Source organism: Neisseria viridiae (assembly GCF_962747995.1).
In the GTDB taxonomy this organism is placed as follows: domain Bacteria; phylum Pseudomonadota; class Gammaproteobacteria; order Burkholderiales; family Neisseriaceae; genus Neisseria; species Neisseria viridiae.
Window position 1 is genome coordinate 1 of the sequence record NZ_CAUJAJ010000001.1, and the last position, 17,915, is coordinate 17,915.

General features: G+C 54.1%; 19 protein-coding genes. 5 read left to right on the top strand and 14 right to left on the bottom strand.

Annotated features, from left to right (window positions below):
• Positions 1 to 351: hypothetical protein (locus tag Q9J79_RS00005; RefSeq protein ID WP_301911599.1), on the top strand; the 351-nt coding region annotated here is incomplete at its 5' end.
• 363 nt (positions 352 to 714) lie between these two features.
• Here the strand turns inward: Q9J79_RS00005 and Q9J79_RS00010 are convergent.
• From Q9J79_RS00010 to rsmA, 12 genes are all read right to left on the bottom strand, one after another.
• Positions 715 to 1,341, bottom strand: coding sequence for a phosphoribosylanthranilate isomerase (locus Q9J79_RS00010; RefSeq protein ID WP_301911598.1), 627 nt, complete (start codon positions 1,339 to 1,341; stop codon positions 715 to 717).
• Positions 1,342 to 1,399: 58 nt separating this feature from the next.
• A complete protein-coding gene (gene greB / locus Q9J79_RS00015; protein WP_002258501.1) occupies positions 1,400 to 1,891 on the bottom strand; it encodes a transcription elongation factor GreB in 492 nt (163 codons plus the stop codon).
• 99 nt (positions 1,892 to 1,990) lie between these two features.
• On the bottom strand, positions 1,991 to 3,535 hold the full coding sequence (gene purF, locus Q9J79_RS00020; protein ID WP_301911597.1) for an amidophosphoribosyltransferase: 1,545 nt from the start codon (positions 3,533 to 3,535) through the stop codon (positions 1,991 to 1,993).
• A gap of 208 nt (positions 3,536 to 3,743) precedes the next feature.
• On the bottom strand, positions 3,744 to 4,241 hold the full coding sequence (locus Q9J79_RS00025; RefSeq protein ID WP_301911596.1) for a CvpA family protein: 498 nt from the start codon (positions 4,239 to 4,241) through the stop codon (positions 3,744 to 3,746).
• Positions 4,234 to 5,304: a cell division protein FtsN gene (gene ftsN, locus Q9J79_RS00030; protein ID WP_301911595.1), complete on the bottom strand. Its 1,071-nt coding sequence runs from the start codon at positions 5,302 to 5,304 to the stop codon at positions 4,234 to 4,236. Before ftsN ends, Q9J79_RS00025 begins: the two co-directional genes overlap by 8 nt.
• A 13-nt stretch (positions 5,305 to 5,317) precedes the next feature.
• Positions 5,318 to 6,592 (bottom strand): bifunctional tetrahydrofolate synthase/dihydrofolate synthase, encoded by a 1,275-nt coding sequence (folC, locus tag Q9J79_RS00035; RefSeq protein ID WP_301911594.1) that lies wholly within the window; start codon positions 6,590 to 6,592, stop codon positions 5,318 to 5,320.
• A 30-nt stretch (positions 6,593 to 6,622) separates the two neighbouring features.
• A complete protein-coding gene (locus Q9J79_RS00040) occupies positions 6,623 to 7,063 on the bottom strand; it encodes a protein YgfX (protein ID WP_301911593.1) in 441 nt (146 codons plus the stop codon).
• 4 nt (positions 7,064 to 7,067) lie between these two features.
• Positions 7,068 to 7,427, bottom strand: a complete 360-nt coding sequence (locus tag Q9J79_RS00045; protein WP_301911592.1) for a hypothetical protein — start codon at positions 7,425 to 7,427, stop codon at positions 7,068 to 7,070.
• A gap of 72 nt (positions 7,428 to 7,499) precedes the next feature.
• A complete protein-coding gene (locus Q9J79_RS00050) occupies positions 7,500 to 8,228 on the bottom strand; it encodes an amino acid ABC transporter ATP-binding protein (protein ID WP_002219584.1) in 729 nt (242 codons plus the stop codon).
• A 41-nt stretch (positions 8,229 to 8,269) separates the two neighbouring features.
• Positions 8,270 to 8,725, bottom strand: a complete 456-nt coding sequence (locus tag Q9J79_RS00055) for a hypothetical protein (RefSeq protein ID WP_118791900.1) — start codon at positions 8,723 to 8,725, stop codon at positions 8,270 to 8,272.
• A gap of 110 nt (positions 8,726 to 8,835) precedes the next feature.
• Positions 8,836 to 9,405 carry a nucleotidyltransferase family protein gene (locus tag Q9J79_RS00060; RefSeq protein ID WP_301911591.1) on the bottom strand — a complete coding sequence of 190 codons (570 nt, stop codon included), beginning with the start codon at positions 9,403 to 9,405 and terminating at the stop codon, positions 8,836 to 8,838.
• Between the two features lie 15 nt (positions 9,406 to 9,420).
• On the bottom strand, positions 9,421 to 10,200 hold the full coding sequence (gene rsmA / locus Q9J79_RS00065) for a 16S rRNA (adenine(1518)-N(6)/adenine(1519)-N(6))-dimethyltransferase RsmA (RefSeq protein ID WP_301911590.1): 780 nt from the start codon (positions 10,198 to 10,200) through the stop codon (positions 9,421 to 9,423).
• Between the two features lie 345 nt (positions 10,201 to 10,545).
• Here rsmA and Q9J79_RS00070 point away from each other — a divergent pair, with 345 nt between their 5' ends.
• The 3 genes from Q9J79_RS00070 to Q9J79_RS00080 all read left to right on the top strand — a co-directional run bounded on the left by Q9J79_RS00070 (position 10,546) and on the right by Q9J79_RS00080 (position 14,742).
• A complete protein-coding gene (locus Q9J79_RS00070) occupies positions 10,546 to 11,106 on the top strand; it encodes a uracil-DNA glycosylase family protein (RefSeq protein WP_239992250.1) in 561 nt (186 codons plus the stop codon).
• A gap of 80 nt (positions 11,107 to 11,186) precedes the next feature.
• Complete coding sequence (gene trpB / locus Q9J79_RS00075) at positions 11,187 to 12,389, top strand: tryptophan synthase subunit beta (protein ID WP_118786994.1); 1,203 nt, start codon at positions 11,187 to 11,189, stop codon at positions 12,387 to 12,389.
• A 133-nt stretch (positions 12,390 to 12,522) separates the two neighbouring features.
• Positions 12,523 to 14,742: a DNA internalization-related competence protein ComEC/Rec2 gene (locus tag Q9J79_RS00080; protein WP_301911589.1), complete on the top strand. Its 2,220-nt coding sequence runs from the start codon at positions 12,523 to 12,525 to the stop codon at positions 14,740 to 14,742.
• 72 nt (positions 14,743 to 14,814) lie between these two features.
• Here Q9J79_RS00080 and Q9J79_RS00085 read toward each other — a convergent pair whose 3' ends face one another.
• Positions 14,815 to 15,618, bottom strand: a complete 804-nt coding sequence (locus Q9J79_RS00085; RefSeq protein ID WP_301911588.1) for an outer membrane protein assembly factor BamD — start codon at positions 15,616 to 15,618, stop codon at positions 14,815 to 14,817.
• Between Q9J79_RS00085 and rluD the strand changes: the two genes are divergently transcribed.
• Positions 15,617 to 16,741, top strand: a complete 1,125-nt coding sequence (rluD, locus tag Q9J79_RS00090) for a 23S rRNA pseudouridine(1911/1915/1917) synthase RluD (RefSeq protein ID WP_301911586.1) — start codon at positions 15,617 to 15,619, stop codon at positions 16,739 to 16,741. The two genes, Q9J79_RS00085 and rluD, sit on opposite strands and share 2 nt — an antisense overlap.
• Before the next feature lie 152 nt (positions 16,742 to 16,893).
• Here rluD and Q9J79_RS00095 read toward each other — a convergent pair whose 3' ends face one another.
• On the bottom strand, positions 16,894 to 17,841 hold the full coding sequence (locus tag Q9J79_RS00095) for a bile acid:sodium symporter family protein (RefSeq protein WP_002251201.1): 948 nt from the start codon (positions 17,839 to 17,841) through the stop codon (positions 16,894 to 16,896).
• Positions 17,842 to 17,915: the final 74 nt, after the last annotated feature.

Consider the following 17,915-nt stretch of genomic DNA (forward strand, 5'->3'; position numbering starts at 1 on the left):
GGTGCTCATGGGAAATCCCCTAAATGTCTTGGTGGGAATTTAGGGGATTTTGGGGGATTTTGCAAAGGTCTCGATTTGGGAATCCTTGCGCCAGACTGCGGAAAGCACGGCAAACTGACGCAGCGAAGACAGCAATTATGGAAGGTATGCCGCACCGGGCAGGAACTTCAGCCTCGCGCTCGAAATGAAGTTTTAAAGGAAATGCCGTCTGAAAGCTTGATCTGCACCCCAAAAGTCGGACTAAACCGCCAACTGATTAAGGTGCAGGTTTTTTTGATTCAATATAAACAAGATTTCCGCCGTCATTCCCGCGCAGGCGGGAATCTAGGCCGTTCGGTTTCGGCTTTTTGAGGTTTAGATTAACTCTAAACCGTCATTTCCTCGAAAGCGGAAAATCAAAAACAGAAACCTCAAATCCCGTCATTCCCGCGAAGGCGGGAATCTAGACATTCAATGCTAAGGCAATTTATCGGGAATGACTGAAACTCAAAAAACTGGATTCCCACTTTCGTGGGAATGACGGGATTAAGTTTTCAAAATTCATCAGAAATTACTGATTTAATAGCATAAATTTTTTAGATTATAGTGGATTAACAAAAATCAGGACAAGGCGACGAAGCCGCAGACAGTACAAATAGTACGGCAAGGTGAGGCAACGCCGTACTGGTTTTTGTTAATCCACCATAAGTCATTCCAGCGGCAATTTTTGTTGCTTTAACGGGATAGGCGGTTGGCGGTTGCGATAAAGGCGGCAACTTTGGCGGGGTCTTTTTTGCCTTTAGACGCTTCCACGCCGCCGGATACATCGACCGCTTCCGCTCCGGTGATGCGGACGGCTTCGTCGACGTTTTCAGGGGTCAGCCCGCCGGCAAGCACCCACGGTTTGCCCGAATATTCCGCCAGCAGCGTCCAGTCGAAGCGGTGTCCGGTGCCGCCGTATTCCGAAGGCTGGTAGGCATCGAACAGAAGTGCCTGAGCGTTGGGAAAACGGTGGGCGGCGTTTTGGATGTCTGATGCCGTCTGAACACGAATGGCTTTGATATAGGGGCGGTCGAACTGACGGCAGAATGCGTCGTCTTCGTCGCCGTGGAATTGGATGATGTGTATCGGCACTTCGGCAAGGATGCGGCGGATGTTTTGCGCGCTTTCGTTGACGAAAAGGGCGACAATGCTGACAAACGGCGGCAGTGCGGCGGTGATTTTTTTGGCGCGGGCAATATCGACGGCCCGGCTGCTGCCTTGGAAAAAGACCAGCCCGACGGCATCTGCACCTGCCGCTGCGGCGTTCGATGCGTCTTCCGGTGTGGTGATGCCGCAGATTTTGGTGCGGATTTTCCTCATTCGGTATTCCTTTATTTGGGAAACGGCGCGTTTGTGCCGTTTCAGACGGCATTCTCGATCAGTCGATTTTGATGTATTCGACAGAAAGGATTTCAATTTCCTCACGCCCTTCCGGCGTGTTCAAAACCACTTCGTCGCCTTCGCGTGCTTTAATCAGACAACGAGCCAGTGGCGAAATCCAAGAAATTTTGTTTTGCGCGGTATCGATTTCATCGATGCCGACGATTTTGACGGTTTGCTCGCGCCCGTCGCCGCGCAACAGCCCGACCGTCGCGCCGAAAAACACTTGGTCGGTCGCTTCGCGCAATTCGGGATCAACGACGACGGCAGCTTCCAAACGTTTGGTCAGGAAACGGATGCGGCGGTCGATTTCGCGCATACGGCGTTTGCCGTAAAGATAGTCGCCGTTTTCGCTGCGGTCGCCGTTGCCTGCCGCCCAGTTGACGATTTGTACGATTTCGGGGCGTTCTTTGTTGACCAGCCGGTAAAGTTCGTCTTTCAATGCCTGCCATCCGGCGGGCGTAATGTAGTTTTTGGTTTCGGTACTCATATTGCGTGCGGATGAAACGGGAAATGTGATGCCGATATGGGAAATGCCGTCTGAAAACCCGGCGTTCGGATTTCAGACGGCATCGCGGTTTGGGAAGCTTTATTCTTCGTCGCCCGCATCGCTGATGCTGATGCTGTGTTCCATCCTGCTCGGGTGGATTTTCAGACCGCCGCAGCCGGATTTCTCGGTAGACAGGCGGTCGAGGTAGGCATCATCGATGTCGCCGGTCTGATAAATGCCGTTGAAACAGGACGAATCGAAGGATTCGATTTTCGGATTGAGTGCTTTGACGACAGTTTCCAAATCGCCCAAGTCTTGAAACACGATGCCGTCCGCGCCGATTTCGGCGGCAATTTCCGCCGCGCTGCGCCCGTTGGCAATCAACTCTTCGCGCGTGGGCATATCGATGCCGTACACATTGGGATAGCGCACTTCGGGCGCGGCGGAGGCGATATAGACTTTGCGCGCGCCAGCCGCGCGTACCATTTCGACGATTTCGCGGCTGGTCGTCCCGCGCACGATGGAGTCGTCCACCAGCAACACGCTTTTGCCTGCAAATTCGGTTTCCATCGGGCTGAGTTTTTGGCGTACGGATTTTTTGCGCGTCGCCTGACCGGGCATGATAAAGGTGCGGCCGATATAGCGGTTTTTAATCAAACCTTCGCGGTAGGGTTTGTTGAGGTGGACGGCAAGCTCCATCGCGCTGGGGCGGCTGGTGTCGGGGATGGGCATCACGACATCGATGTCGTCCACGGGTAGCTCGCGTTTGATTTTTTCCGCCAAGGACACGCCCATATCCAAGCGCGATTGGTAAACCGATACGCCGTCAATCACGGAGTCGGGACGGGCGAAATAGACGTATTCAAACAGGCAGGGGCTGAGTTTGGCACGGTCGCTGCATTGGCGGGCAATCATTGTGCCGTCAAAGCCGACAAATACCGCTTCGCCCGGCCGGATGTCGCGTTCCAAATCGTAGGCAAGCGCGTTGAAGGCAACGGATTCGGAGGCGACGGCATAGGATTTCCTGCCTTCGCTGTCGGTTTGCGAACCCAATACCAGCGGGCGGATGCCGTAAGGATCGCGGAAGGCGACCATGCCGTAGCCCGCAATCATGGCAACCACGCCGTATGCGCCACGCACCAGGCGGTGAACTTCGGCAACGGCGTTGAAAATATTGTCGATATTGAGCCGGTAAGGTTCGGCGTTTTTGGAGACTTCGCGGCGCAATTCGTGCGCGAATACATTGAGCAAAACTTCGGAATCGGAGCTGGTGTTGATGTGGCGCAAGTGTTTGTTGCACACGTTTTCATACAGTTCGGCCGTGTTGGTGAGGTTACCGTTGTGCGCCAAAACGATGCCGAATGGCGAGCTGACGTAGAAAGGCTGTGCCTCCGCGCTGCTGCCCGCGTTGCCCGCCGTGGGATAACGGACGTGGGCGATGCCTGCGTTGCCGACCAAATCGCGCATATTGCGTGTACGGAACACTTCGCGCACCATACCTTTGCCTTTGTGCATATGGAACGTGCCGCCTTCGGCCGTTACAATGCCCGCCGCATCCTGCCCCCTGTGCTGCAACATCTGCAAGCCGTCGTACAGAAGCTGGTTCACGGGTTCATGACTGACCAAACCTAATACGCCGCACATATCGTCTTCTCCGATTCGAGGTTTAAGGGTAAAACGGAATTATAAAGCAAACGGCGGCTTTTTGCCTGAATTGTTGACAATATTTGAGCGAAGGACAGATAGGTGGGTTTATGGAGGATAAGATTTAATCTGAGATATGGCTGAGGAAAGGAAAAAAACATTTCAGACGGCATAAAAGGGGATGTTGTCTGAAATATCCGTATGGCAATCAATCGTCTTCCAAAGCTCCATCTCTGTTGTCCGCATGGTTCAACACGGCTTCGGAAAGCGATACGAAAAACGGCAGTGTGTAAGATTGCCGCCATTCTTCGGTATCGGGCAGGTCGGTTTTTGAAGCAAGCATGACCAGCAGGGTAACAATCAAAACGCCTTCCAATGCACCGAATACGCCGCCCAAAATGCGGTTGGCAAAGCCCAAACCGACCGCCGAAACTGCGCCGGTCAGCAGCGAACGGAGCATTTTCTGGATCAGACAGGCAATGACGAACAGGGAAATGAACGACAGAGCCAATGCAAACAGGCGAGGTTGGAACGATGCAAAGGCGATGTCGGCGAAGGGTGCGGCAAAGAGTTTGGCGAAAAAAAAGGAAACCACCCATGCCGCCATTGAGCCTGCCTCCGCAATCACGCCGCGCATCGTGGAAATGACGATGCAGGCGGCGATGACGGCGGAGACGAGGAGGTCGGCAACGGGGAGGTTATTCATTCGTTACCTGACCGGCGATGCCGTGCACGCGCAGTTTGTTCAAATCGCGTTCGGCATCCCTTGCGTTTTTATAGTTGCTTGATTTGACGCGGTAAACTTTGCCGTTGTCGGTCATGATTTCAGTAATGGTCGAGTCGATACCCGCCGCCTTCATTTTGCGCTGGAGGCTCAAGGCGCGTTCTTTTTCGGCATAACCTGCCTGAATGGCGGCTTTTTTGCCGGATTTGCCGGATTTTTCCTTCTCGGCGGTTTTGGTCTTGTCCGCTTTGTCGGTTTTTTGTGCCGTTTCGTGTTTTTTGCTGTCCGAATGGTCTTTTTCGGCTGTTTTTTTGCCTTCAGCCTTGTCGGCTTTTTTCGCTTCTTTTGCCGCGCTGTCGGATTTTGCCGTATCCGGTTTGGTTTTTTCGGCAGCAGTTTTCGGTTTGTCGGCAACTTTTTCGGCGGTTTTGGTTTCCTTGGCTTTGGGCTTGGCTTCGGCAGTGCGTTCCGCTTTTTGCGGTTTTGTTTCGGCAGTGCGTTTCGGTTTTTCAACCGCTACCGTATCCGTACTGTCGGCAGTTGCCGGCACTTCTTCGGCAGCGCGTTGTTTTGCCTGCTTCGGTGCGGTTTTGGCGGTTTCTTCCTGCTGCGGTTTTTCGGCAGCTTCTTCCTGTTTCGGTTTTGCGGATGCCTCCAGGCCTTTTATATTGCTGTCGTCGAGCCGGTTGTTGATGATGACCAGCGGCGCGCCGATGTCTTCGGGTTCGCTGATTCCGCCGTCGGCGGCAGAAGGCTTGTCTTCGCCTGCCAAGTCCTGCGGTTTGCCGGCGGCAGTTTCGGCGTTATTGGCGGAAGGTTTCAAGGCCGGGGTTTGTGCCGCACTTGCCGCTTTGTTTTCTACGCTGCTTGTTTCGTCGGCAGTCTGTTCGGCAGGATCATTTTCTGCAGGGCCGGAACTGAGTGCGGCTGCCAGCAGGATGCAGGAGGCGGCAACTAGGCAGCTTGCCGTTACGAGGCGGCGGCGGTTGCGCCGTTTGAGCTGTTCGTAACCGGTCAGGACTTCGTTTTGTTTGTTTTCGGACATGGAAGTTTCCTTTTCATAGTACCGACATTACGTCGGCGACGGTATGAAATGAGCCGAAAACGACGATTCTGTCGTTTTCGCCCGCTTTTGAGGCTGCCGCCCGGTATGCTTCGCGGACGGCGGCGAATGTCTGTATGTTTCCGATGTGGTGTTGTTCCAATTTGGCTTTCAGTGCATCCGCCGTCATGCCGCGCGGCACGTCCAAAGGTGCGATATACCATTCGTCAAACTGGTCTTTAACGGTTTCCAACACGCCGTCTATGTCTTTGTCGGACAACATGCTGAACACGGCGGTGCGTTTTTGCGCGTAGGCAAGGTTGATCAGGCTGCGGCGCAGGGCGCGGGCGGCGTGGGGATTGTGTCCGACATCCAAAACGGTCAGCGGCCGGCCGGGCAGGACTTGGAAGCGGCCGGGGTTTTCAACCAGCAGCAATCCGCGTTTGATTGCACCGATGTCCACCGGCAGTCTGTCGTCGAGGCATTCCAATACGGTCAACGCGCAGGCGGCATTGGAGAGCTGGTATGCGCCGCGCAATGCGGGGAAGGGCAGGGCATTGCGGTTGCGTGCGGGGCCGTCTGAATGCTGCGGCCGGAAGCGGTAGTTCCATTGGATGTTTTCCATCGCGTGAAACTCGAAATCGCGCTGCCCCATCAGCAGTTTCGCGCCTATGGCTTCGGCGTGTGCGACCAACGATTCGGGCGCGGGGTTTTGACCGCAGATTGCGGGTTTGCCGCTGCGGAACACGCCTGCTTTTTCAAAGCCGACCTGCTCGACCGTATCGCCCAAAAATGCCTGATGGTCCAAATCCACGCTGGTAACCACCGCGCAATCGCCGTCAAACGCGTTGACCGCGTCTAAACGTCCGCCCAAGCCGACTTCCAATATCATTACATCCACTTGTTCGCGTATGAAGATGTCGACAGCCGCCAAGGCATTGAATTCAAAATAAGTCAGCGATATTTCGCCGCGCGCGGCTTCGATGCGCTCGAAAGAGGCAATAATCGTATCGTCCGAAACGGGTTCGGCGTTGACGGCGATGCGTTCGTTGTAACGCAATAAATGCGGGCTGGTCAGCGTACCGACTTTGAAGCCTGCCTGTTTGTAAATCTGTGTCAGGTAGGCGCAGACCGAACCTTTGCCGTTAGTTCCCGCGACAACGACGACGGGGCATTGCGGCTCGAGCTTCATGCGTTTTTTCACTTCGCTCGTGCGTTCCAAGCCCATGTCGATTAAGCCGCCGCTGTGGGCGGTTTCCAAATGCGAGAGCCAGTCTTGTAGTGTTTTCATGAGTGTTTCGTTTTCAAATGTCGTCTGAAATCAGTCTGATGTATCGGTTTCGGCGGTTTTTTTCGGCTGCCGCCAAAGTACCCAGACTTTCAGCCGCCGGTAGGATTCTTTGTCCGTCATGTCGGGCATGATGCATTGGTGGACGGTTTTGCCGCCGGTGTCCCATTGTAAGAATAAGGCATAAGGCGTAACCATACTGCTGCCCGCAAGTGTTGCCGCTGTTTTGTCTTTGCCGGATACGATTTCCGCCTGTCCGTCGCGGTCTATGGTAATGGCGGTTATGGCATGGCGGTGTTTCAGGTTCGTTATCCTGAGCGAGTATGCGTAACTTGCCGTCAAAGCCGCCAAACCGAACCACATCATCCAGCCGTAAAACCAAGTCAGGCAGACGGCAAGGGAGGCGGCGTGGAGCGATACAGTCAGGATGTTTAGGATGCGGGACGGTTTTAATGCCGTCTGAAAGGCGCGCATAGCCTTACATCATGTTGTCGAACACGGGCGTGATGTTCAAATCCGCTTCTTCCATGTCTAAAACCATATCGTGGATTTCGATGTCGAAAAATTCCCAAAACGCCTTCAGGCTCATGTCTTGCGGCCATTTGTCTTTATCGATGTCCCAACCTGCCAGCTCCGCTTCAAAAATCTGGCGGTAGCGTTCGTCGAAGTAGGAAACGACGGCTTCCGGTTCGTCGAACTGCGGAACGAGGAAGACGGAACAGTTGGCACGAAGCTGCTCTATGGTTAGGTCGGGCATATTTTCGTCGGTGCTTTTGAGCCATTCCAAAAAGTGCGCGGTCGGCTTGAGGACGACGGCGGTGCGGTCAACAAAATACATGGTTTTCTTTCTCAATCATCTTGCGGTGTCGGGCTATGCCGTCTGAACGTTCGGTTTTCAGACGGCATAGCATCAATGGGTCATGACCTGTTGCAGGAATTGTTTGGCGCGTTCGTGTTTCGGGTTGGTGAAAAACGCTTCCGGCGTTTCGTCTTCGAGGATTTGCCCTTTATCGACAAAAAGCACCCGGTCGGCGACTTCGCGGGCGAAACCCATTTCGTGGGTTACGCACATCATGGTCATGCCGCTTTCTGCCAAGTCTTTCATGACTTTTAATACCTCGCCGACCATTTCGGGGTCGAGTGCGGAGGTCGGTTCGTCAAACAACATCACGCGCGGTTCCATCGCCAGTCCGCGCGCAATCGCCACGCGTTGCTGCTGGCCGCCGGAAAGTTGGGACGGGAAGGCGTCTTTTTTGTGTGCCAGTCCGACGCGTTCCAAAAGTTCCATCGCTTTTTTCTCCGCCTGTTCCGCATTTTGACCTTTAACCTTCATCGGTGCGAGGGTGATGTTTTCCAATACGGTCAGGTGGGGGTAGAGGTTGAAACTTTGAAACACAAAGCCGACTTCTTCGCGGATTTTGTTCAAATCGGTTTTGGGGTCGGCAACGTTGACACCATCCACCCAAATCTCGCCGCTTTCAATGCTTTCGAGCTGGTTGACGGTGCGGATGAGTGTGGATTTGCCGCTGCCCGAAGGCCCGCAGACGACGACCACTTCGCCTTTTTTGATTTCCAAGTTCACGCCGTTGATGACGTGCAGGTCTTTGAAATGTTTGTGTACATTTTTGAATTTAATCATAGTGTCCATTCTTTTCAGGCAGTCTGAATCTGTCTGACTGATTAAGGGTAAAACTTATTCAAATCGGCAACCAATTTGGTTAACTCTTCCTGATTCGGCTTATTCATGCTCCGGTAAACTTTGACGTAGCCTTTGTCGTTTTTCATATTCACGACATAGATGACGAAACGTGTGCCGTTGAATCCTTTTTCCGCATCGCAGGTGTAGTACGTCACACCCCCGCTTTCCGCTTTTTCCAGTACGCAGTCGTTTTTGCGGTAGCCTTGCTCCTTTGCTATCCAATCCCGCTCAAATGAAGCCCTGTACGCGTCCGGCACGCGGACTTGGTCGACCAATAAATCATGATCGGGATTTTGGGAATAACCGTAATGGAAAATGGCATTTGAACCGTTCAATTGTGCCTCTAGCATTTGATAACGCCGGTTTTGGAAAAACGCATCGTTCGGGTTCATGCAGGCAGTTAAAAGAAAAGTCAGGAGTGCGGCTGTGTATTTCATGGTTTGTTCACTCGGGCGGTTAAAGGAAAAGTCAGGAATACGGTTGTGTATTTTATGGTTTATTCTCTTATAAACAGTTATAAACGGTTTCAATGCGGCTTGCCGGTAATTCAACGCACAAAATTCCGTTTGTACATCATATGGTTTTCAATATTGGCTTTGGCATCTTTTTCATCCCAAATTTGTAATTCCCACGGATAGTAGAAATTGCTGCTGTTTTTGAAATAAATGTGTATGCCGATATAGCCGCCCGCATCGCGCAAATACCAGTTTTTCAAGCCGTATTCTGTTTTCCAGCCGTCAAGTTTTTCCAAAATTCCGACAACTGTTTCAGACGGCCAAATCAGCCGCGCGCCGAAAATATCGTTCAGGATGTTGTTGGCCGGATATTGGTTGCCGCGCGCCAGATAGCGGCTGATTTTATCATGTATGCTTTCTGCGGTTTTCACGCGGTAGAAAAAGTCTATGCCGCGCGTATCGGCAAAGGCTAAATAATCGTTAACTGCTTCGTGCAAATTAAGGCGATAAGACAAAATATGTTCGGTCGGAACGTTTTTGAGCGTGTGGCTCAAATTGATTTTCCGCACTTTGCCGGTTTCAAAATAATCTTGCGAATATTGTGCGTGCAGGCGGTTGATTTCGCGGATTAAACGTTCGGTTTTTTGCAGGTTGTCTTCCATTTCCGCCACCTCTTTTCAGACGGTCTTGCCCGCCAAATAATTGCTCAACGCCACGTATTTTTCCGGCGCGATGTGTTCGGCGCGGTCTTGCGGACTGATGCCGACTGCCTGCAAATCTTCGTCTGTTGCCAGTTCTTTCAGATTGTTGCGTATGGTTTTGCGGCGTTGGTGGAAGGCGAGTTTCACGAGTTTGGCAAAATGCTCGAAATCGTCCGCCCTGCCGATGCGGTGTTTCACCGGAATCATACGGACGACGGCGGAATCCACTTTCGGTGCAGGATCGAACGATTCGGGCGGTACGTCAATCAGCAGCTCCATATCGAAAAAATATTGCAGCATCACGCCCAAACGCCCGTAGTCGTTGCTTTTCGGCGCGGCAACCATACGCTCGACCACTTCTTTTTGCAGCATAAAGTGCATATCGGCGACATCGTCCGCCACTTCCGCCAGTTTGAACAAAAGCGGCGTGGAAATGTTGTAGGGCAGGTTGCCGACGATTTTCTTTTTGCCTGCGATACTGTTGAAATCAAACTGCAACACATCGCCTTCGTGAATCACCAGCTTATCCGCAAACGGCAGCGTTTTCAGACGGCATACGATGTCGCGGTCGATTTCGACAACGTGCAGGCAGTTCAGTTTTTTCGCCAAAGGTTCGGTAATCGCCGCCAAACCCGGGCCGATTTCAATCACGACATCATCCGCCTGCGGGCGCACGGCGTTGACGATATCGCCGATAATCCGCGTGTCCTGCAAAAAATTCTGCCCGAAACGCTTGCGGGCTTTGTGTTCTTTCATCGGGTTTCCTTTTCGGTTGAAACCCCACCCTTTAGGGCGGTAGAATCAGACCCTATTTGGGAAGGGCGTAACCTCTTCCAAATCAGGACGGCACATAGGGCGGTGCTTTATGTGTCGTCCTGTGTGTTGGAACATAAATGTGTTTACAGTATCCGTTTGATGTCGGCATTGTAACCGAAAACGGCAGGGCGTGATAATGCTGTTTGAAGGCTTGCCGTGTTTGGCGGTTTGGTGCAAAAACCGGCTGTTTGCCGTTTGCCTGTCGGAGGATTGAACGTGTCTGAAAATCTGCTTGAAATCGAAACCCATCCCTTCGATCCCGTGTTGCCGCCGAAGGCTGCGGTCATGATGATGGGGACGTTTCCGCCCAAGGAAGACAAACGCGCGATGCAGTTTCATTATCCGAATTTCCAAAACGATATGTGGCGCGTTTACGGGCTGGTGTTTTTTAACGATGCGGCGCATTTCCAGATGCCGTCCCACGGGGAGGCTGCGCACTCTGAAAAGGCGTTTGACGCGGAGAAAATCAAAACGTTTTTGCACGAACGGGGGATTGCGTCCTGTCCGACCGTGTTGAAGGCAATGCGCGAACACGGCAATGCGTCCGACAAGTTTTTAAAGGTAGTTGAAACCGTCGATTTGGCGGCGGTGTTGGCAAAAATACCCGAGTGCCGCCATATTTGCACTACCGGCGGCAAGGCGACGGAAATCCTGCTCGATATTCAGGGCGGCGGCATCAAAATGCCGAAAACGGGCGAAACCGTGCCGTTTCCGTTTGCCGGACGGGATTTGACCCTGACGCGCCTGCCTTCGACTTCGCGCGCCTATCCTTTGAGTTTGGTGAAAAAGGCGGCGGCGTATCGGGCGTTTTTCGAAATGGCGGGCTTGTGTGAAAAGCAGTTATAATTGCCGGCAATTTCCCGTTCGGACGGCATTTGAAAAAACGGAAATGCCGTCTGAAAACCTGAAGCACAAGGAAGAATCCGATGAAGAACTACCACGCGCCCGACGAGAAGGGCTTTTTCGGCGAACACGGCGGGCTTTATGTCTCCGAGACCCTGATTCCCGCCTTGCAAGAGCTGGCGGATGCCTATAAGGCAGCGAAAAACGATCCTGAATTTTGGGCAGAGTTCCACCGCGATTTGAAACATTATGTCGGCAGGCCCAGTCCCGTTTATCACGCCGCGCGGTTGTCCGAACATCTGGGCGGCGCGCAAATCTGGTTGAAACGCGAAGATTTGAACCACACCGGCGCGCACAAAGTCAACAACACCATCGGTCAGGCATTGCTCGCCCGCCGTATGGGTAAAAAACGCGTGATTGCCGAAACCGGCGCGGGTCAGCACGGCGTGGCGAGTGCCACCGTTGCCGCACGCTTCGGAATGACTTGCGATGTCTATATGGGTGCGGACGACATCCAGCGTCAAATGCCCAACGTGTTCCGCATGAAATTGTTGGGCGCGAACGTGGTTAGCGTAGAAAGCGGCAGCCGCACGCTCAAAGACGCGATGAACGAAGCTATGCGCGAATGGGTCGCCCGCGTGGACGATACGTTCTACATCATCGGCACCGCCGCCGGCCCCGCGCCGTATCCCGAAATGGTGCGCGATTTCCAATGCGTTATCGGCAACGAAGCCAAAGCGCAGATGCAGGAAGCCATCGGCCGCCAGCCTGATGTTGCCGTTGCCTGTGTGGGCGGCGGCTCGAACGCCATTGGTTTGTTCTACCCTTATATCGAAGAAGAAAACGTACGTCTGGTCGGCGTAGAAGCAGGCGGTTTGGGTGTGGATACGCCTGACCACGCCGCACCGATTACTTCGGGCGCACCGATTGGCGTACTGCACGGCTTCCGCAGCTACCTGATGCAGGACGAAAACGGTCAAGTCTTGGGTACGCACTCTGTTTCCGCAGGCTTGGACTATCCCGGCATCGGCCCGGAACACAGCCATCTGCACGACATCAAGCGCGTCGAATACACCGTTGCCAAAGACGACGAAGCACTCGAAGCCTTTGACTTGCTCTGCCGCTTCGAGGGCATCATCCCCGCGCTCGAATCCAGCCACGCCGTTGCTTGGGCGGTGAAAAATGCGCCGAAAATGGGTAAAGACCAAGTGATTTTGGTCAACCTGTCCGGCCGCGGCGACAAAGACATCAACACCGTGGCGAAGCTCAAAGGGATTGAGTTGTAGGATGATGTGAAGGTCGTCTGATAAAAATGCCGTCTGAAGCCTGAGTTCAGACGGCATTTTTACGAACTTTCCTTTATGACGGCTTTTCGGATTTGCTTTATCATCGTTTATTTTTAATATCGGGGGTGAGGACGTGTTCCGTCGTTGGTTTTTGCCGTGTTGGGTCGTCGGCGCGGCGGCTTCGTTTGCGCTGCCGGTCGTGCCGCATTGGCTGTTTTGGCTGGCGGCTTTTGCGATTTTTGCTGTGTTTGCAAGGCGGTTTGCGTTTGCCGGTTTGATGTTGTGTGTCTTGGCAGGGGCTGCTTACGGTGTGTTCAGGACGGAGGCGGCACTGTCTTCGCAATGGCGGGCGGAGGCGGTTTCAGGCGTGCCGTTGACGGTGGAAGTGGCGGATATGCCGAGGTCGGACGGGCGGCGCGTGCAGTTTGCTGCAAAGGCGGAGGATGACGGTGGTCGGACGTTCGATTTGCTGCTGTCGGACTACAAACGGCGCGAATGGGCGGTCGGGAGCAGATGGCGGATAACGGCACGTGTGCACCCCGTCGTCGGGGAGTTGAACCTGCGCGGTTTGAACCGTGAGGCGTGGGCATTATCCAACGGGATAGGCGGCGCGGGGACGGTCGGTGCGGACAGGGTTTTGCTGCATGACGGAAGCGGTTGGGGGATTGCGGTTTGGCGCAGCCGCATCAGCCGAAATTGGCGGCAGGCGGATGCGGACGGCGGGCTTTCAGACGGCATCGGGCTGATGCGCGCGTTGAGCGTGGGCGAACAGTCGGCATTGCGCCCCGAATTGTGGCAGGCGTTTCGGCCGTTGGGACTGACGCATCTGGTCAGTATTTCGGGTTTGCACGTTACGATGGTGGCGGTGCTGTTTGCGTGGCTGGCGAAGCGGCTGCTTGCCTGTTCCCCGCGCCTTCCTGCCCGGCCGCGCGTGTGGATTTTGGCGGCGGGGTGTGCAGGCGCGCTGTTTTACGCGCTGCTTGCCGGTTTTTCCGTGCCGACGCAGCGCAGTGTTTTGATGTTGGCGGCGTTTGCGTGGGCGTGGCGCAGGGGAAGATTGTCGGCGTGGGCGACGTGGTGGCAGGCGTTGGCGGCGGTGCTGCTGTTCGACCCTTTGGCGGTCTTGGGTGTGGGAACTTGGCTGTCTTTCGGTTTGGTGGCGGCCCTGATATGGGCGTGTGCAGGGCGTTTGCACGAGGGGAAACGGCAAACTGCTTTGCGCGGGCAGTGGGCGGCTTCGGTGTTGTCGTTGGTTTTGCTCGGTTATCTGTTTGCTTCGCTGCCTTTAATCAGCCCTTTGGTCAATGCGGTGGCGATTCCGTGGTTTTCTTGGGTATTGACGCCGCTGGCATTGCTGGGTTCGGTCGTGCCGTTTGCGCCTTTGCAACAGTTGGGGGCGTTTTTGGCGGAATACACTTTGCGGTTTTTGGTGTGGCTTGCCGATGTGTCGCCCGAGTTTGCCGTTGCCTCCGCACCTTTGCCTCTGCTGGTGTTGGCGGTGTGTGCCGCTTTGCTGTTGCTGCTGCCGCGCGGCTTGGGTTTGCGTCCGTGGGCGGTGTTGCTGTTGGCAGGGTTTGTGTTTTACCGTCCGCCCAGCGTGCCGGAAAATGAGGCTGCGGTTACGGTTTGGGATGCGGGGCAGGGTTTGTCGGTGTCGGTTCAGACGGCAAATCATCATCTTTTGTTTGACACCGGAACTGCATCGGCGGCACAGACGGGGATTGTGCCGAGTTTGAATGCGGCGGGTGTCCGCCGTTTGGACAAGCTGGTTTTGTCGCATCACGACAGCGACCACGACGGCGGATTTCAGGCAGTCGGCAAGATACCGAACGGTGGGATTTATGCCGGGCAGCCGGAATTTTATGAGGGGGCGCGGCATTGTGCGGAACAGCGTTGGCAATGGGACGGCGTAGATTTTGAGTTTTTGATGCCGTCTGAACGCAAAAACATCGATGATAATGGGAAAAGTTGTGTTTTGCGTGTTGTGGCTGGTGGTGCGGCACTGCTGGTAACGGGCGATTTGGATACGAAAGGCGAGGCGGAGTTGGTTAAAAAATACGGCTCAAACCTGTACAGCCAGGTGTTGGTTTTGGGGCATCACGGCAGCAATACGTCCTCGTCGGGCGTGTTCCTCAATGCCGTCTCGCCCGAATATGCCGTTGCTTCAAGCGGTTATGCCAACGCCTACAAACATCCGACCCAAGCGGTGCAGAACCGTGTCCGCGCACACGGCATCAAACTGCTGCGTACCGATTTGTCGGGCGCGCTGCAATTCGGCTTGGGACGCGGCGGCGTGAAGGCCCAACGTTTGAGAGGGTATAAATTCTATTGGCAGAAAAAACCGTTTGAGTGAACGGAAAGGCTTGCGCCGGAACGGAAAATGCCGTCTGAAAGGGTTTCAGACGGCATTACGAAGAAGATGGGCTTAATGCCAGTAACGCCACCAGGGCATATCGTCGGGCTGCCAAGTGTGTGTCAAAAACGGGCTTTTCGGGAAATTGGTTTCCAACACGCGGCGCGTGTCGGCAGCAAGCTGCGGTTTGCCGAGTTTTTGGTAGGCAAGTTCCAATATGGCGAGCGATTCTTCGACATAGCGCGTATTCTGGTAGCTGCCGATGATTTTTTGGGCACGGTTGGCGGCGGCGATGTATGCGCCGCGTTTCATATAATAACGGGCAACCGCCATTTCATTTCCGCCCAAGGCATCGACCAGTTTGATCATACGCGCGGACGCATCGGCGGCGTATTTGCTGTTCGGGAAGCGTTGGACGAGTTCCGCAAAGGCCTGATACGCTTCGCGGTTGGCTTTCGGGTCGCGGTCGGACCAGTCTTGCGAGGCCAGCTTGTTCAAGAAAGACTGATCTTCGTTGAACAGTACCAAACCGCGCAGGTACAGCGCGTAGTCCATATTCGGGTGTTGAGGGTGAAGGCGGCGGAAGCGGTCAATGGCGGCCAGCGCCTTATCCTTCTCATCATCTTTATAGTAGGCGTATGCCGTATCCAGTTGGGATTGCTGGGCATGGCGGCTGGTAGGGAAGCGCGATTCCAAGATTTCGTATAATTTGACAGCTCGCGTATAATTGCTGCTGTTCAGCTCGTCCTGGGCTTCGGCATAGAGTTTTTCCACACTCCAGTCTTGGGTAATCTGGGCATCTTTATCTACCGTACCTTTGGTGGCACAGGCACTCAGTGCCAAACCTAATGAAACCGTTAAAAGAATTTTTTTCATGCAGAATACTTCCTTTGATAATGAATCCGATTATAGCGATGATTCAGACTTTGTGTCAGCCCCGGAAACCGAAAACTGTATTTGTCTGACTGTTCCGCTCGAGCTTGCCGGCGGGCGGTTGGATGCGGTATTGGCAAAACTTCTGCCAGACTATTCGCGCAGCCGGTTGACATCATGGATTAGAGAAGGCGCGGTTATTGTAAACGATAAACCTTCGCAACCCAAAGACAAAATGATAGGCGGTGAGCAAATCCGTGTAACCGTCCGCCCGAGTGAGGAGAATCTGGCATTCATGCCGGAGCCTATGGATTTGGATATTGTTTACGAAGACGATACCGTCATCGTCGTCAACAAACCGGCCGGACTGGTGGTGCATCCGGCGGCGGGCAACTGGACGGGGACGCTGCTCAACGGCCTCTTGGCGCATTGTCCCGAATTGAGCCAAGTACCGCGTGCAGGCATCGTACACCGTTTGGACAAAGAAACCAGCGGGCTGATGGTGGTTGCCAAAACCCTGCCGGCGCAAAATTCCCTTGTGCGGCAGCTTCAGGAACGCACGGTCAAACGCATTTACCGCGCCGTCGCCAACGGTATCGTCCCCTTTGACGGTAAAATCGAAACCCAAATCGGACGCGATCCGCACAACCGCCTGAAAATGGCAGTCGTCAAATTCGGCGGCAAACCAGCCGTTACCCACGTCAAAGTGTTGGAACGCTATCTTGCCCACAGTTATATCGAATGTTCGCTCGAAACGGGCAGGACGCACCAAATCCGCGTCCATATGCGCGAAGCTAACCATCCGCTTGCCGGCGATCCCGTGTACGGCAACCCGCGCCATCCGTGCAGCGACCCGGTGAAAGAAGCCGTTAAAAGTCTGGGCGCGCGTCAGGCATTGCACGCCTACCGCTTAAGTTTCGTCCATCCGGAAAGCGGCGAAACCGTTTCGTTTGAAGCACCGATTCCGGACGACATATATCATTTGTTGTCTGTCCTCCGTCTTGAAGCCGGTTTGGATTCGTCTTTGAGCAATGAAGAGGAATGGCAGGACAAATTCGGCGCGGATGACGACGATGATTGGAACGAAGACGACTATGATGTCGAAGTGGTTTATGTAAGGGAGTGAGGCGGCTTGAAAGGCGGGGCGAACGCAGGCAGCCGAACCGGAGCAGCCGGGCAATCGTCCCCGCCGATTTCAAACAAAGGCCGTCTGAAGGGGCCGGGCAGAAACCGCCGGTTTCGTTTGCCCCGTTCAGACGGCATTATGATGAAAGGCGTTTAGGGTTTTTTATGTTTACCGGCTTTGGCCGCCCAATAAGTTGCCAGCAGCGAGCCGGAGATATTGTGCCACACGCTGAACAATGCGCCCGGAACGGCAACGACCGGCGCGGCGGCAAAGTGTGCGGCGGCAAGCGCGGCGGCCAGACCCGAGTTTTGCATACCGACTTCGATGGCCAGCGTTTTTTGTGCATCATAAGGCAGGCCGGTCCATTTGGCGGCAAAGAAGCCGAGCAGGTAGCCGATGCCGTTGTGGAGTACGACAACCGCAAAAATCAGCAGGCCGCTTTCCATAATCTTGCCTTTGCTTGCCCCAACAACCGCGCCGATAATCAGCACGATGGCGGCAACGGAAACCAGCGGTAGTGCATCGGTCAGCTTTTCGGTTTTACTGCCCAAAACCTTATGGACAATCAAACCCAAAACAATGGGGAGCAAAACCATTTTGACGATGGACATCAACATACTGCCCGCTTGGATTTCCAGCATTTCACCGGCAAGCATCAGGAAGATGGCGGGGGTCAGCAATGGGGAAATCAGGGTGGAAACAGACGTAACGGCAACCGACAAAGCCACATTGCCACGCGCCAGATAGGTCATCACATTGGAAGCCGTACCGCCCGGGCAGCAGCCGACCAAAATCACGCCGACCGCGATTTCGGCAGGCAGGTTCAACAGTTTGGACAGCAGCCAGGCGGTTGCCGGCATAATGGCGAATTGTGCGATTACGCCGATGATGACGGCTTTGGGATGTTTGAACAAAATATCGAAGTCGGAAGGTTTGAGCGTCAAACCCATACCGAACATAATAATGCCCAGCAGCCAAGGAATATAAGGCCCCGCCCATTTGAAAGTGTCGGGCGCGAAAAAAGCGGCGGCGGCAAAGAGCGCGGCCCAGAGGGAAAATGTTTTTCCGATAAAGCTGCTGATTTTACTGAGGATATTCATAATAATGCGTTGCGTGTTTGTTTTTAAGGGAAGGCAAGCATACACGCCTTAACCTTAATTTGCAAAATGACCAC

Bases quoted from the DNA above. Each gene is read 5' to 3' on its own strand.
- Q9J79_RS00060 (WP_301911591.1), bottom strand. From the start codon at position 9,405: ATGGAAGACAACCTGCAAAAAACCGAACGTTTAATCCGCGAAATCAAC.
- rsmA (WP_301911590.1), bottom strand. From the start codon at position 10,200: ATGAAAGAACACAAAGCCCGCAAGCGTTTCGGGCAGAATTTTTTGCAG.
- Q9J79_RS00040 (WP_301911593.1), bottom strand. From the start codon at position 7,063: ATGCGCGCCTTTCAGACGGCATTAAAACCGTCCCGCATCCTAAACATC.
- Q9J79_RS00045 (WP_301911592.1), bottom strand. From the start codon at position 7,427: ATGTATTTTGTTGACCGCACCGCCGTCGTCCTCAAGCCGACCGCGCAC.
- greB (WP_002258501.1), bottom strand. From the start codon at position 1,891: ATGAGTACCGAAACCAAAAACTACATTACGCCCGCCGGATGGCAGGCA.
- folC (WP_301911594.1), bottom strand. From the start codon at position 6,592: ATGAAAACACTACAAGACTGGCTCTCGCATTTGGAAACCGCCCACAGC.
- Q9J79_RS00050 (WP_002219584.1), bottom strand. From the start codon at position 8,228: ATGATTAAATTCAAAAATGTACACAAACATTTCAAAGACCTGCACGTC.
- Q9J79_RS00085 (WP_301911588.1), bottom strand. From the start codon at position 15,618: ATGAAAAAAATTCTTTTAACGGTTTCATTAGGTTTGGCACTGAGTGCC.
- trpB (WP_118786994.1), top strand. From the start codon at position 11,187: ATGAAGAACTACCACGCGCCCGACGAGAAGGGCTTTTTCGGCGAACAC.
- Q9J79_RS00095 (WP_002251201.1), bottom strand. From the start codon at position 17,841: ATGAATATCCTCAGTAAAATCAGCAGCTTTATCGGAAAAACATTTTCC.
- purF (WP_301911597.1), bottom strand. From the start codon at position 3,535: ATGTGCGGCGTATTAGGTTTGGTCAGTCATGAACCCGTGAACCAGCTT.
- Q9J79_RS00055 (WP_118791900.1), bottom strand. From the start codon at position 8,725: ATGAAATACACAGCCGCACTCCTGACTTTTCTTTTAACTGCCTGCATG.
- rluD (WP_301911586.1), top strand. From the start codon at position 15,617: ATGCAGAATACTTCCTTTGATAATGAATCCGATTATAGCGATGATTCA.
- Q9J79_RS00010 (WP_301911598.1), bottom strand. From the start codon at position 1,341: ATGAGGAAAATCCGCACCAAAATCTGCGGCATCACCACACCGGAAGAC.
- Q9J79_RS00070 (WP_239992250.1), top strand. From the start codon at position 10,546: ATGATGATGGGGACGTTTCCGCCCAAGGAAGACAAACGCGCGATGCAG.
- ftsN (WP_301911595.1), bottom strand. From the start codon at position 5,304: ATGTCCGAAAACAAACAAAACGAAGTCCTGACCGGTTACGAACAGCTC.
- Q9J79_RS00025 (WP_301911596.1), bottom strand. From the start codon at position 4,241: ATGAATAACCTCCCCGTTGCCGACCTCCTCGTCTCCGCCGTCATCGCC.